The organism is Candidatus Kapaibacterium thiocyanatum (genome assembly GCA_001899175.1).
GTDB classification, from domain to species: Bacteria; Bacteroidota; Ignavibacteria; order Kapaibacteriales; family Kapaibacteriaceae; genus Kapaibacterium; species Kapaibacterium thiocyanatum.
In genome coordinates this window covers 77,196-91,552 of sequence record MKVH01000009.1, presented here as the reverse complement: position 1 = coordinate 91,552, position 14,357 = coordinate 77,196, and the positions used below count along the sequence as shown (strand labels likewise).

Genomic DNA, 14,357 nt, shown 5'->3' with positions numbered 1-14,357 from the left:
GGACTCATGACGCCTGTTCAGTTCGAGCAACAACTAGCTGTACAACCAAACGATCGTACTCACTGTCAACCAAACCGGGGGAACATCATCCTCCCTGTCGTGATCGTCATGGAATGAAAGCCCCTTCCTTCAAATGAAGGAGAAACAAGCCTTTCCTTGGTGTATTTACGCAGGCCACTTGAACCTCGTGTTCCAATATGTGGATGAACTGAACCGACGTTCTGCGCGAACTGGCTGACGGGTTCGACGCGGACGACCGGCCTCGCCCGCACGGATGTTAACACGTACACGGAGAACGGCGGTATCGCCACCCGTACGCGGTCGGAGGACCTGCTCCCTTCGAACCAGGGCCGTGGTCAGTTTCGACTGATGATGTTACCGAACGAAAGGCATCGATGGATGACGCGCTCACCGCCGCCTCATCCTGTCGTACTCGATCACTCGTCCTCTTCCTCGTCATCGATCTCCACATCCGGAATGTGCGTGAAGGCGATACGCATGGGCGCACTGTCCAATGCATTGTGGGCGCCGCCGAGGTAGACGGTATTCCTGCCGTACTTGAGGTTGAGCTTGTCGATGGTGGTGTTGAGCGCTTCGCGTGACGGACCCGTGTGCTCGAACATGGGCACGGGTGCCATGCCGGCCGGAATGAGCTTGTTCAGCGAGACGGCGACGAAGAAGGGGGCGCCGTCATGGACCGGGCGCTGCTCGAACATGCGGGCGAGGGCGCCGGTGAGCTGGACGATGTCCTGCGTGGGCGTGAGGTCCATGTCGCACTTCCATCGGTCGCCGGCGACGTAGCGCACGCGTACGTCGAGATTGGCCGTGAGAAGGCCATACTTCCTGAGCCGCATCGCGGCTTTCTGCAGGAGGCGGTGCATGACGCCATCGGCACTTTCCTGTGTGCGGAGTCGTGGGGGAAGGACGTGTGAGTGTCCGACGGTGGTCTTGTTGGGTTCGTTGAAGGGAACCTGTTCACCCCGAAGTTTGGCCCAGAAGCGATCGCCCTCGATGCCACCCCATACGGCATGGAGCTTCTCCTTCGGCGCATTGCAGAGCATCTCCACAGTGTAGATGCCGTGCTTCCACAGACGCTTGTGCATGTTCCGGCCGATGCCGCAGATATCCCGCAGTTCCATCGAATAGAGGATGTGGGGAAGATCCTCGCGCTCGATGACGACGAGGCCGTCGGGTTTCTGCAAGTCGCTCGCCGTCTTCGCGAGGAAGTCGTTCGGGGCGATGCCGATGGAGCACTTCATGTACGGACCAACCTTGTCGGCAATGGCCTTCTTGACATCAAGCGCGATGGCTTCGGCCTTCGCACGCTGGCGCGCGCTGCCGGTGAGATCACAGACCATCTCATCGATGGACATGACGCGCCTGACGTGAACGGCGCTCTCGACGGCTTCGACGAGCCGATTGTGATACTCTATGTATTTACCATGTCGGGCAGGGACGAGGATGAGATCCGGGCACATCTTCTTCGCATCGCCGATGATGGTTCCCGTACGTACGCCGAAGCGTTTGGCTTCGTACGATGCTGCGATGGCGCATGTGGTGTCGGCCATGACGGGAACGACGGCGATGGGCTTGCCTCGGTACTGCTCGTGTTCCTGCTGCTCCACCGAGGCGAAGTAGCTGTTGAAGTCCACGTACAGGCTGGAAAGCATGGCGAGAGTCGAAGGATGGTCGTTGATGCGGTCGAGAACGGTAGCCTGCCCGAAGCAAGATACCACGCCCGACGTGTCTTCATAGCACGATCGGTCGCAGGGCGGAATAAGGTGCAAGAGGCCTGTCGGATCGGGACTTTTCCTTAATTTGGACCAATTCCAAAGAGTATCATGAAGCCTCTCCCCATACAAGCGATGTCGGTTGGAACGCTCTGCCGGATCGTCGGAATCACCGGTGACCCCGCAGCGTCCAACCGTATTCAGGAACTAGGACTTACGTTGGGAACGATCTGTACGATCATGCGCAAGGCGCCGTTCGGAGGTCCCATCGAAGTCGCCATCAACCGCACTCGCATCGCCCTTCGTACGGCAGGGGACCTGCAGGTCTACGTCCAGGCTACATGAAGCCGCTTTCGACCGTCGCCGTCATCGGCACTCCGAACGTCGGTAAGTCCACGCTGTTCAATGTCCTGACGGGACTCCAGCAACGGGTCGGCAACTTCCCGGGGGTGACCGTCGAACCGATGGTAGGAACCGTGGAAGCCGATGGACACCGCGCGGCGGTGATCGACCTGCCGGGTATCTATGGCATGGAGCCTGCGTCCGAGGACGAACGTTTGAGTGTCGATGTCCTGAAGGGTACCCATCCATCCATTCCGCGTCCCGATGCGATCCTGCTCGTGATGAATGCGGCCAACGCCGAAAAGTGCCTCGTCCTGTTCTCCCATCTCGCCGCACTCGGTCTGCCGATGGCGGTAGCCGTGACGATGGTGGACAGCGTGAAGGCATCGGGCGGAGCGTTCGACGATATCGGGCTGATGCATACGCTCGGTGTTCCGGTTCTCCCGGTCGTTGGGGCCAAGGGTCTCGGAGTGGGTGACGTCAAGCATGCCCTCGTGGATCCTGTCGTACCTCGTGTACCGGCATCGGTACTGGCTTCCGATGCTACCATAGAGGAACGTTTCACCTGGTCGCGCGGCGTCGTAGACCGGGTGATGATTCCAGGTTCACCGGACGTCGTGACGGAGCGTCTGGATCGTGTGCTGCTCCATCCGATATGGGGCGCCGTCATCTTCGTCGTCGTGATGGCCCTGTTCTTCCAGTCGATCTTCACGTGGGCCGAGCCGCTGATGGATCTGATCGAAGGCGGCTTCGGCCTGTTGCAGGATGCCGTCGACGGCATGGCATTGCCGCCATTGGTGAAGAGCTTCCTTGCGAAGGGACTGCTCGCAGGTGTCGGTTCGGTCATCGTCTTCCTTCCCCAGATCCTCATCCTGAATCTGCTGATCACGGTACTCGAAGAATGCGGGTATCTGGCGAGAGCGGCATTCCTGGTGGACAGGATGATGGGACTCTTCGGGCTGCAGGGGCGCAGTTTCATTCCGCTGCTCGGCTCGTTCGCCTGCGCCATTCCGGGAATCATGTCGGCACGCATCATTCCGTCGTACAAGGACCGTATGGCCACGATCATGGCCACGCCGCTGATGACATGTTCGGCGCGTCTGCCGGTCTATGCCTTGCTCATCAGCGCCTGTATTCCCGCAGCTACGGTCTTCGGCATGATGTCGTTGCAGGGTGTCGTCCTTGCATCGTTGTATATCGTCGGAGCATTATCGGGTCTGTTGATCGCATTGCTCCTGAAGCGCACGATGTTCCGTGGCGCCGTCGTGCCCTTCCTCATGGAGTTCCCCCCGTACCGCCTTCCGTCATGGAGGAGTACGGGTATCACGATCATCGGCAGGGCACGCGACTTCCTCAAGACGGCAGGGACGGTGATCCTCGTCTTCTCCCTCGTGTTGTGGCTGTTCACCGAGCTGCCGCGTGTGGACGTTCCCGAAGGAACGCCGCCGTTGCGCGCTCAGCAGATGCAGATGGAAGGGTCCTATGCCGCAGCCGTCGGCTCGGCCATCCAGCCAGTCTTCGCACCGTTGGGCTTCGACTGGAAGATCACGCTCGGCGTGCTGAGCTCCTATGCGGCACGCGAGACCTTCGTGAGTGCGATGGGACAGATCTATGCCGCCGACGTTTCCGAAACCGATTCCACCCTGCGCGACGTCCTTCGCGCCGAACTGCCGCTGGCTACGGGCCTCGCAGTTCTCGCCTTCTATGTTTTCGCATTGCAGTGCGTCAGTACCATGGCCATCATGAAGCGCGAAACGGGATCGTGGAAGTGGCCCGCTCTATCGTTCGTCATGACCTTCGTTCTGGCCTACGGTTCGGCCTGGCTGGTGCATGGTATCTTCAGTTAGGATCGAGGTCGCCGGAACGGTGCCATACCTGCGGCTCAGAGCAGATATCCACCAAGCAACAGGGTCGCGATCGAGAAGTAGATGATGATGCCCGTGACGTCGGAAAACGTGGCGACGAAGGGGGCCGACGATGCCGCGGGGTCGAAGCCGAGGCGCTTCATGAGCAGGGGAAGCATCGAGCCTGCGATGGTACCTGCCAGGACGATACCGACGAGGGAAAGGCAGACGACGAGGGCGAGCATCCACGTCGTGGGACTCGTCGTTCCGTCCATCCATGCACCGATCATGATGCGCAGGAAGCCGAGGAAGCCGAGCAGGATGCCGAGCAATAGTCCGGCCGCGAGCTCGCGTCGCATGATACGCCACCAGTCGGACAGCGTGACCTCTCCCAGGGCGAGGGCGCGGACGATGAGTGTGGCTGCCTGGGATCCGGAGTTCCCGCCGCTGGAGATGATGAGAGGCAGGAAGAGGGCCAGCATCACGGCGCGTTCGATCGTGGCCTGGAAGACGGACAATGCCGTCGCCGTAAGGAAGCCGCCGAGGAAGAGTACGACGAGCCAGGTGGCACGCTTGCGTACGAGCTCCATGAGCGGAACGCTGATGTACGGTTCCTCGAGAGCTTCCACACCGCCGAACTTCTGCATCTCTTCCGTAGCCTGGGCTTCGGCGACGTCGAGGACGTCGTCGAGTGTCACGATGCCGAGCAGCTTGCCATCGGAATCGATGACGGGCAGGGCGAAACGGTCGAGTTTCTTGAAGGCCTGGACGGCCGTCTCCTGATCGTCGGTGGCCAGCAGGGACGGACACTTCTCGTCCATGAGATCCTCGATCAGGCTCTCGGGTCTGGACAGCAGGATCTCACGGATGTGGATCTCGTCGATCAGCGTACCATGCTCCGTGACGTAGAGCATGTTGAGCGTTTCGGAATCCTTGCCGTAGTTCCGGATGTGATCGAGGGCCTGCTGTACGGTCCAGTGCTTCTTGACGATGACGTAGTCTGGCGTCATCAGACGGCCGACGGAGTCTTCGGGATAGTTGAGGAGTGCCAGGGCGATGCTGCGTTCTTCGGCGCTGAGGGTGTTGATCAACTCCGATACGACGTTGCCGGGTAGGTCCTCGAACAGTTGCGTACGGTCGTCGGGCGACATCTCGTTGAGGACGGAGGCCACTTCCTCCTTGGCCATGTCGTGCAGCAGATCCTGCTGCGTATCGAAGTCGCAGTAGGAGAAGGTATCGGAAGCTACATCCTTGGGAAGCAGACGGAAGACGACGACGCGACTTTCCTCGCGCAGTTCGCTGATGAGGTCTGCAAGATCGATGGCGTCCCAGTCTGCAAAGACTTCGCGAATGGTCTCGAAGTCCCGCACGGCGATGAGCTCTTCGATCTCCGGAGTGATGAGGTTGCCGTACATGACTGCGAATCTCGTGAATATCGGGGGAATGACATGCCGCCGGTGCCGTACTTCCGGGTCGAGTGGCGATAATGTCCCTACATTGCGTCCTTTCCGGGGGCACGTCGTCATGCCTTGCATGACGACGGCCTTCCTACATATTTCCCGGATGATTGCCATGACCATCAGATCCTGTGTGCCCGCATTGACGACCATTGCCGTCCTGGCTGGCTGCTCGTCGGATAACACGGCTCCTGCCACCACGTCCATCGAAACGCCTGCCGCCTATATCGTCAACGGAGCATCCAACAACGTCCAGGTCATCGATCTCCGGACGATGAAGACCGATGAGACGATCCAGCTCAATGGCGCGACCTTTCCCCATCACGTCTATCTGAGTCCCGACGGAACGCGTCTGGCCGTGGCCATCACGAATACCGATCTCACGGGCGGACATGGGGGACATGCCGGTCACGGCGGGGGGAACTACCGCATCCAGATCATCGACAGCGGCACGGGAGTGATCGAACGCGAGATCGCCGTCGACGGCATGCCGCACAACGCCGCCTTCTCGAAGTCCGGTACGCAGCTCTGGTTCGGTGAATCGGGCGACCCGGTATCGAAGGTCCACGTCTACGGTACGGCAGACTGGACGAAGCTCGGCACGATCGCGGTCGGCAAGGGACTGTCCGAAGTGACGTTCTCCCACGACGGATCGCGCGTCTTCGCCACCAATACGGGAGATGCGAGTGTGACCGTCATCGACCCGGCTACCCTGCGTGCCATCGATACCGTCGAGGTGGGCATGAATCCCGTCGGTGCATGGCCTGCCGCGAACGGATCGATGTACGTCGACAACGAGATGTCGCAGACGGTGATGGAGATCGACGTGGCCTCGCTCGCCATCACGTCGCAGATCGATCTCGGGTACAAGCCCGGCTACGTGGCATGGAATGCGCACCACGGAGAACTCTGGGTGTCGGACGCGACGGCAGGCCGTGTGGTGATCTACGGCAAGGAAGGCAGCGGCTGGGCGCAGGTCGCCGCGATCGCGACCGGAGCGGATGCCCATGCGATCGGATTCACGGCAGGGGGAGGCAAGGCACTGGTGACGAATCAGGGAGCCAATACCGTCAGCGTCGTCGACGTCACGAGTCGTATGGTAATCTCGACGATCGACGTGGGCATGAAGCCCAACGGTATCGCCATCAGGGAATGATCAGGAATGTGACGGGACCGATCGGGGCGCCTTCATTATCAGGACGGGCACCGTAGCCGAGCGCCGCAAACGGTGGTGGGCACCGTTCGCGGCGGGGTAACGATCACTCGTATCGCAGGGCTTCGATCGGGTCCAGGGAGGCCGCACGGGCGGCCGGATAGAGACCGAAGGTGATGCCGATGACGGTACAGGCCACCACGGAAAAGATGGTGGCGCCCCACGGCATGCTGAAGGGCATGCCTTCCATGCCCGACAGGCTGAAGAGCAGCGTCAGCAACCATGCGCAGCCGATACCACCGACGACGCCAGCGAGACCACCGAACTGGCACAGCACGACGGCTTCGACGAGGAACTGGCGTACGATCCACTTGCGTCGTGCGCCGAGAGCCTTGCGTACGCCGATTTCGCGCGTGCGCTCCTTGACGCTCACGAGCATCATGTTCATGATGCCGATGCCGGCGGCGAACAGCGCTCCCAGGCCCGAGATCCACGCCACGGCGAGAATGGCCGTGCTGAAGCCTGCGAACTGCGCACTCATGGCCTCGTTCGTGTCGAGCTCGAAGTTGTTCTCTTCATGCGGCTTTACGCCGCGCAGGACGCGCATGACGCCGATGGCCTCGTCCACCGTGGCCGGCAGCGCTTCCTTGTCGTAGGCCTTCACGCTGATGTCCACGCTGGCGTCCCATTCCCAGGTATAGTATTTCACGAAGACGCTGATGGGGATGAGGACGCGGTTGTCCTGGCTTTGTCCCAGCATGCCGCCCTTCGTCTTGAGCACGCCGACGACGGTGAAGGACTGGTTCTTGATCGTGATGGTACGGCCCACGGCGCGGCCGTCGGGGAAGAGCTTCACCACGATATCGTTGCCGATGATGGCCGAGTTCTGGCTCAGGTCCACGTCCTGCACGCCGAAGACGCGGCCGTCGGAGATGTCGACGGGATTCACGACGAAGTACATGTCGTCGACGCCTATCAGCGATACGTCGGGGTCCGTGGACTGGAGCCCGGACTTGATGGTATAGCCCGGTGCCGTGTTGCTGATGGCGACCATGTTGGTGAGCGTCATGCGCTCCTTGAAGTCCTTCGCCTGCTGATAGGTGATGTTCTTGCGCCGGAGGTACTTCCGCCACGAGTTGCCGAACTGTATCGACGGTGTGCGCTGGATGAGGAAGGAGTTCTCGCCCAGGTCGGCCAGTTGTCCCGTGACTCCTTCCTGCAGCATCGACGTCACGCTGGTGCTGAAGATGATGCCGAAGACGCCGATGGCGACACTGAGCAGCGTGAGGCCGGAGCGCAGTTTCTGGCTTCGTACGGCATCGAAGGCGACGGCTATGGATTCGGTGAGATGCACGGTGCTGGACGATGAGCGTTGAACTATTCGAAGCGGAGGGCTTCGACGGGATTGAGTTTCGAGGCCTTGAGCGCGGGCAGGAGTCCGGCCAGCAGTCCCACGACGATGGAGACGAGGACGGCGATGGCCAGAAGATCGAGCTGGATGATAGGGGAGATGACGGTGGCCGCTTCGAACTGGAAGACGTCGATGGCGAGCCAGCGTGCGATCGTCACGAAGATCTGTGCGATGGGGAAGGCGATGATGGCTCCGGTGAGACACAGCAGTGCCGACTCGATGAGGAACTGGGCGAGGATCGAGGAACGCCGTGCACCGATGGCCTTGCGTATACCGATCTCCTTCGTGCGTTCCGTCACCGAAACGAACATGATGTTCATGATGCCGATGGATCCCACGACGAAGGCCAGGATGGTGAGGCCCATGCCGATAGCCCAGATGTAGAAGCGGATGTTCTGTACCTGGGCGTCGAAGGCCTTCATCTCGTTGATGGAGAAGTCGGCCTCCTTACCGGGAGGAACGTTACGGATGGAGCGCATCACGCCCATCGCTTCGTCCCGTACCAGATCCATGATCTTGTCGTTGCCTGCCTTGATGGCTACGGTGAGACTCCGGTCGACGAAGCCGTAGACGCCGCGGAAGGAGGACATGGGGATGAAGACTTCGTTGTCGACGAAGTCCATGAAGAGGAATCCACGTTTCTCCACGACACCGATGATGCGATAGGGCATACCGGCGATCTTGAGCATCTTTCCGAGGGCATCTCCCTTGGGGAAGACGGCCTTGGCGATACCATGGCCGATGACGACGACGTTGGCGGCCTGCTGCTCTTCGATGGGAGTGAAGAAGCGGCCTTCGGCGATACTGCCCGACGGCGTCTGTCCATACTTGCTCGTCGTGCCAACCACCGATGCACGGATGATGTTGTTGCCGTAGGCCACGCTGCCACCCCAGCGCCGCGCGATGGGCATGGCCACTTCGGGAGATTCGAGGCGCTCGCACAGGGCGATTGCCTGATGGTAGGTGATGTCCTTGCGCGACTCCATCTTGCGCCACGACCCGCCGCCGGACCAGTTCCATTTGTCGACGTAGAGCATGTCCTTGCCGATGACGCTGATGGTCTGCTCCCAGATCGAATCGAGTCCGCCGATCGTCCAGCCCATGAGAACGACGAGGACGACGCCGACGACGACACCTGCCGTGGTGAGGATGGAGCGCATGACGTTGACCCGGAGCGATTCCAGGGCGATGCGGAAGGATTCGGCGAATTCGGATGGACGCACCATGTGACTACCCGTCGCTTTCGACAAGACCGTCGCGCAGACGGATGATGCGGTGCGCATGGCGCGCGATGTCTTCTTCGTGCGTGACGAGGATGACGGTATTGCCCTGTTGCCAGAGCTGGCCGAAGAGGGCCATGATTTCCTGTCCTGTCTTCGAATCGAGATTGCCCGTCGGCTCGTCGGCGAGGATGATGGACGGATTCGTGACGAGTGCGCGTGCAATGGCGACGCGTTGGCGCTGGCCGCCGGACAGTTCGTTGGGCTTGTGCAGCATGCGCTGCTCGAGGCCGACGCGTGTGAGAGATTCCACGGCGCGGCGCTTGCGCTCCTGGGCGCTGGCACCGGCATAGACGAGAGGGAGCTCGACGTTCTGCAGGGCTGTAGCGCGGGGAAGGAGGTTGAAGGTCTGGAAGACGAAGCCGATTTCCTTGTTCCGTATCGAAGCCAGGTCGTCATCGTCCATGTCGTTGACGTTGTCGCCGTTGAACAGGTAGGTTCCCGACGACGGTGTGTCGAGGCAGCCGAGCATGTTCATCAGCGTCGACTTGCCCGAACCGGACGGTCCCATGATGGCCACGTATTCGTTCTCGCCGATGGTCACCGAGACGTCGCGCAGCGCGAATACCTGCTCATCGCCCATTTCGTAGACCTTGGCGATGTGTTCTATGCGGATGATCTCTCGCATCATTGTCCCTGACGCATGCGTTGGAAGCGCTGACGACGTGCTGCGGGATCCTCGCTACGGATGACGGAGCCCGGCTTGAGCAGTTTGCTCACGGCCTGGTACGGCGACACGACGATGGTCTCGCCCGCCTTCAGGCCACTCTTGATCTCGATGAAGCCCTGGTCGCTGATACCCGTTTCCACGAGACGCGGCGTGACGCGGCTGTCCTTGACGATCCACACCTGGGACGGTGGGCGCTTCTCCTTGCTCTCTTCGTCCTTTCTCTTGACGGCGGCATTGCGGTCTTCCACGCGGTCGTTGGCTTCAGGCGCTTCCGCAGGTGCACCATCCGTCTGCTGGATGGTGACGGCCTGCAGGGGAACCGCCGTGACGTCATGCTTGGTTTCCGTTTCGATGTCGACGTTGCAGGACATACCCGGGCGCATGCGTCCGTCCTTGTCGATCATGCGGATACGGACCTGGAAGTTGACCACCTCTTCCTGTGTGCCTTGTGCCGAGACCTTGGCCGAGTGACCGATCTCGTAGACGACGCCGCGATAGATCTTGTCGCGCAGGGCGTCGATCTTCACACGTACCGTATCGCCGATACTGATGAGGGCCACGTCGTTTTCGTCGACGTCCACCCATGCATTCATGGTGTTCAGGTCGGAGATGCGCATCATTTCCGTACCCTGCATCTGGGCCGTTCCCACGACCTTTTCACCACGCTCGACGGCGAGGTAGGTCACGACACCGTTAATGGGCGAGAAGATCGTCGTACGGCTCGCCGTGGCCTGCGTCTGCCGCAGTGCGCCGATGGAGCGTTCGTGATCGGCTTTCGCCGATGCATAGCGCCCTGCTGCGCTCTCGAATGCGGCACGGGCACGGTCGAATTCTTCGCGAGCGACGAAGTTCTTCTTCTGGAGTTCCGTGACGCGCTTCAGGTCGGCTTCGGCACGGTCGAGTTCGGCCTTGGCTATGGTGATGGCCAGGCGTGCGCTTTCGGCACCGGCACGTACCTGCTGGAGCTGCGTTTCCATGATGTCGGGCTGGATACGGGCGAGCAGTTGTCCCTTCGTCACGGTATCGCCATCGCGTACACCGAGGAAGAAGATTTCACCGCTGGCTTCGGACGAGACCTTGACCATGATTTCGGGTTGCAGCCTGCCGATGGCGCTGACCGTCTGCGTGATCGTACGCTGTTGCACCGCTTCGGTGCTGACGAGGATGGGGCCGTCCTTGCGCATCGTCGAGAACCACACTCCGGCTGAAACCAGAACGAGGAACAGCACGAGGATGGTGATGAGAAGACCTTTACGGGAGGATTTTTTGGCCATGGCGATGGTCCGTTGAATATCGGGAGTGAGATACTTCTTATTGAGCCGTCATGAGTCCGGAGGCGAATTCGGCCTGGTACCGGGCATCGTAATAGGAGTAGACGGCAGAGATACGGTTGATACGTGACACGACCAGTTGATTGGTTGCGGTCAGGACGTCGAGCTGATTGGCACTGCCCACGTTGAAGCGCTCCAGTGCGGCCTGCTGGTTGATCTCCGCAGCCTTGAGTGCGCGGGACGTGATCTCGAGCATGCGTTCGGCGGCTTCGAGCGTGAGGAAGGCTCCCTGGATGGACTGACGTACCTGGAGTTCGAGACGCTGTACGTCGGCCTGACGCTGCGTCAGCGTCAGCGACGCATTCTGGATGTTGGCATTCGTCTGGAACTGGTCGAAGATAGGAACGCTGAGTTGAAGGCCGAGAGAGACCTGGCCCTGACGGTCGAAATTCGCGATTTCGGTATTGCGCCAGGCATATCCACCCGATGCGTTGAGTGTAGGGAAGTAGGTGCCGCGCGCGATGGCGATGCCGGATTCGGCGGCGGAAGCCTGATGTCGTGCCGCGGCGATGTCGGGTCGGTGGCCGAGAGCCCTGGCGACGCAGGCGTCGAGGCTGCCCAGACGTTGACGGAATTGCTCGACGTCACTCTGTTCCGCCGAGGAAGGGAAGCTCGTTTCGAGGAATTCGGCCGGCTCATCGGGATTGAGGCCCATCGTGAAGAGCAGCCTGGCCTTGGCTACGTTGAGATCGTTCTCGGAACGGACGAGTTCGAACTCCTGGTTGGCCAGTTCCGTTTCCTGCGAGTAGACGCTGGTAATGGCGGTACGGCCTGCGTCGTATTGTGCCTTGATACGATCGAGCGTATTCCGGGAGAGATCGACGTTCTCGCGGCGCGTCTTCACCACCTGCATGGACCGCAGCACTTCGACGTACTGTCTGCGGACGTCGACGCCGATCTGCAGCCGTTGGGACTGGCCCCGCTTGTCCGCCGCGTCGAGCGTGTTCCTCGCCTGGTCGTAGTTCGCCTCGCGACGCATACCGTCGAAGACCGTCCATGTGAGGCCGGCACTCAGACCGTAGTTGTTGGGAAGAGGTTCGCCCTGGATGGGAACGCCGTTCACGAAGGAAAACTGCTTCTGGAGGTTCGTGAGCTGACGCGAATAGTTTGCGCTGATGCTCGCTCCGGGAAGGTAGTTGCCGAAGGCTGCCGTGAGTCCTGCAGCCGCTGCATGGGTCGACGCATCCGCGACCCTGATGTCGACGTTGTTCTGCGCTGCGATACGCAGACAGTCCTCGAGGCTGTATACCGGCGATGTACCCCGCACCTGTGCGGAGACGGATGCGGCAGCGGTGGCCAGGAGGAACACGAAGGAGAGTAACGGTCGTTTCATGGAGTGCTCCATACGGGCCTGATGTCTTCAGGTTACACTTTATCGTCGATCATTGGTGAATCGGCGTTCTGCATGGGGAGATCGAAGCTCGACCAGATGATAATTCACGGCCGTCAGATGGCGCCCTTCCTGTTCGGATGAGCCGGCCGTCATGATCTTGAGCTTGTTCTCCGACGTAGCGAAGAGGTGATAGGGAACGAGCAGTGCGTTGTCGAGCGTGAGCTTGCCGTAGGCGGCGACGACGCCTTCGAGACGTACGTTCACGTCGCCCGAGGAGAGCGTCGCGCTGCCGATACCGGACTGCGAATACTGTATCTGACGGAAGTGCCTGCCGAGCGTATCCAGTGCGTCGATGACGCGCCACAGGGTCATGAAGCCGTAGACGGGTTCCGGAACGCCGTTCTCGACGAGCAGGGTGGTATCCTGTGCGATCCACGACTGGTTCTGGCGTCCGCACGATTCGTGCAGGACCGGCAGGATGAGGGGCTGGAATGCGCCGCCCGGCGTGAAGGCCGCACGCGTCTCGTCGTCGACGGACGTGCCGATACGGTTGCCGAGGGAGTCGATGACGATATGGGCCTTGCGTCCGATCCACGGCGACGTCGTACGGCGCGATACGGCATCGTTGCCGCCTTCGCGCTGACGTTCCTCCGAGCTCGTGAGGACGATGGTGAGATTGTAGTGTTCGTCTCCTGTTACGGAGTCGCAGGTGATCGTGACGCTCTGGCGCCTGTTCTTCAGCAGGATCGGAGCGCCTTTCATCATGATGCTGTCGTGCGCCTCCGAATAGTAGACGAGCGTATCGCCTGCGACGAACTTGTATCGGAAGCACAGCGTGTCCTTGCCGAGAGGTTCGGTCCTGAAACCACGCTGGGGATAGATCTGTGCAGTGGAGGTGAGGGTCGCGCCGATGGTGACGACGAGGACCAGCAGGGTGGCACGGAGGGCATTCATCATTGGCGACGGCGTATCGTTGACGTTGTCGCGATGGTCATCGGAATCAGCATGGACTGCTGTCCGGTCATCGCCATACGCGAGTTGACGGTGGAGTGTTGGTTGATGGCGATGGGCAGGCCGTTGCGGACGTCGATCCGGATCGTTCCCCGTGCCGTGCCTTCGCCTTCGATCACCATGTCCATGCCGAGATTCCTGATCGAACCGCTGAGTTCGTAGGCCGACGTATGCATGTCGACGATGGCCATGGACGTTCCGAGCGTGTCCTTCATGCCGGTCAGGGTATAGACGACGGTCGATCGCGTGACGATGTCGCCACTCAACTGCGCGTTGTGTACCGTATCCACGGTGGAGACCGTCCACGTATCCTTGACGTTCAATCCACGGCCGGGAAACTGCGTGATGAAGTTCTTCATCATCGTCATGTTGTTCATCGCACCGTCGATCATCGTCGAGATTCGCGACGTGCTGTCGCTCGAAAGGGAAAGGACGTTGCCGAGCGACGTCATCATGAACCGCTGGATGTACTGGGAGGTGCCGGGCATCACGATCGACGTATCGAGGCGCATCGCCTCGCCCAGTCCCGTAGCCCGCAGCCCCATCCGTAACGTATCGTAGTGGAGTTCGAGTTCGTACTGCTTCAGTACGGCCTCGCGTACGAGGAGTCTGCAACCGAGCGTGCTCTGCATGTCGTTCTCTATTTCCTGCGACATCACGGACATCGTCTGTGAAACGTTCGATGTCATGTCGTAGGAATAGGAAGAGGAGGGCTTCAACCGGTACTCAAGATACGTCTGCTGTGCGCTCGCCGACGAGGTCAGGCCGACGATGACGAGAAGGATGAAGAGCATT

12 protein-coding genes are annotated in these 14,357 nt (G+C 60.5%); 3 read left to right on the top strand and 9 right to left on the bottom strand.

Features of this window, described 5'->3' with window-relative positions; translation table 11 throughout:
- Positions 1-437 precede the first annotated feature (437 nt).
- Positions 438-1,670 carry a hypothetical protein gene (locus BGO89_05890; GenBank protein ID OJX59752.1) on the bottom strand — a complete coding sequence of 411 codons (1,233 nt, stop codon included), beginning with the start codon at positions 1,668-1,670 and terminating at the stop codon, positions 438-440.
- 195 nt (positions 1,671-1,865) lie between these two features.
- On the opposite strand from BGO89_05890, the gene BGO89_05885 reads away from it, so the two are divergent.
- Both BGO89_05885 and BGO89_05880 read left to right on the top strand, forming a co-directional pair.
- Complete coding sequence (locus tag BGO89_05885) at positions 1,866-2,075, top strand: hypothetical protein (GenBank protein ID OJX59740.1); 210 nt, start codon at positions 1,866-1,868, stop codon at positions 2,073-2,075.
- 23 nt (positions 2,076-2,098) lie between these two features.
- Positions 2,099-3,919 carry a hypothetical protein gene (locus BGO89_05880; GenBank protein ID OJX59751.1) on the top strand — a complete coding sequence of 607 codons (1,821 nt, stop codon included), beginning with the start codon at positions 2,099-2,101 and terminating at the stop codon, positions 3,917-3,919.
- A gap of 35 nt (positions 3,920-3,954) precedes the next feature.
- On the opposite strand, the gene BGO89_05875 is transcribed toward BGO89_05880, so the two are convergent.
- A complete protein-coding gene (locus tag BGO89_05875; protein ID OJX59739.1) occupies positions 3,955-5,331 on the bottom strand; it encodes a magnesium transporter in 1,377 nt (458 codons plus the stop codon).
- A gap of 157 nt (positions 5,332-5,488) precedes the next feature.
- On the opposite strand from BGO89_05875, the gene BGO89_05870 reads away from it, so the two are divergent.
- Complete coding sequence (locus tag BGO89_05870; GenBank protein ID OJX59750.1) at positions 5,489-6,529, top strand: hypothetical protein; 1,041 nt, start codon at positions 5,489-5,491, stop codon at positions 6,527-6,529.
- Between the two features lie 103 nt (positions 6,530-6,632).
- Here the strand turns inward: BGO89_05870 and BGO89_05865 are convergent, their stop codons facing one another.
- From BGO89_05865 to BGO89_05835, 7 genes are read right to left on the bottom strand one after another with little or no spacing between them, the layout of a single operon-like run.
- Positions 6,633-7,880: a hypothetical protein gene (locus BGO89_05865; GenBank protein ID OJX59738.1), complete on the bottom strand. Its 1,248-nt coding sequence runs from the start codon at positions 7,878-7,880 to the stop codon at positions 6,633-6,635.
- A 23-nt stretch (positions 7,881-7,903) separates the two neighbouring features.
- Positions 7,904-9,163: a hypothetical protein gene (locus BGO89_05860; protein ID OJX59749.1), complete on the bottom strand. Its 1,260-nt coding sequence runs from the start codon at positions 9,161-9,163 to the stop codon at positions 7,904-7,906.
- Between the two features lie 4 nt (positions 9,164-9,167).
- Positions 9,168-9,845 carry a macrolide ABC transporter ATP-binding protein gene (locus BGO89_05855; protein ID OJX59748.1) on the bottom strand — a complete coding sequence of 226 codons (678 nt, stop codon included), beginning with the start codon at positions 9,843-9,845 and terminating at the stop codon, positions 9,168-9,170.
- Positions 9,845-11,161: a hypothetical protein gene (locus tag BGO89_05850; GenBank protein OJX59737.1), complete on the bottom strand. Its 1,317-nt coding sequence runs from the start codon at positions 11,159-11,161 to the stop codon at positions 9,845-9,847. The genes BGO89_05855 and BGO89_05850 overlap by 1 nt, the downstream gene beginning before the upstream one ends.
- 37 nt (positions 11,162-11,198) lie before the next feature.
- Positions 11,199-12,563, bottom strand: a complete 1,365-nt coding sequence (locus BGO89_05845) for a hypothetical protein (GenBank protein OJX59736.1) — start codon at positions 12,561-12,563, stop codon at positions 11,199-11,201.
- Between the two features lie 27 nt (positions 12,564-12,590).
- Positions 12,591-13,508 carry a hypothetical protein gene (locus tag BGO89_05840; GenBank protein OJX59735.1) on the bottom strand — a complete coding sequence of 306 codons (918 nt, stop codon included), beginning with the start codon at positions 13,506-13,508 and terminating at the stop codon, positions 12,591-12,593.
- A complete protein-coding gene (locus tag BGO89_05835; GenBank protein ID OJX59734.1) occupies positions 13,505-14,356 on the bottom strand; it encodes a hypothetical protein in 852 nt (283 codons plus the stop codon). Before BGO89_05835 ends, BGO89_05840 begins: the two co-directional genes overlap by 4 nt.
- Position 14,357: the final 1 nt, after the last annotated feature.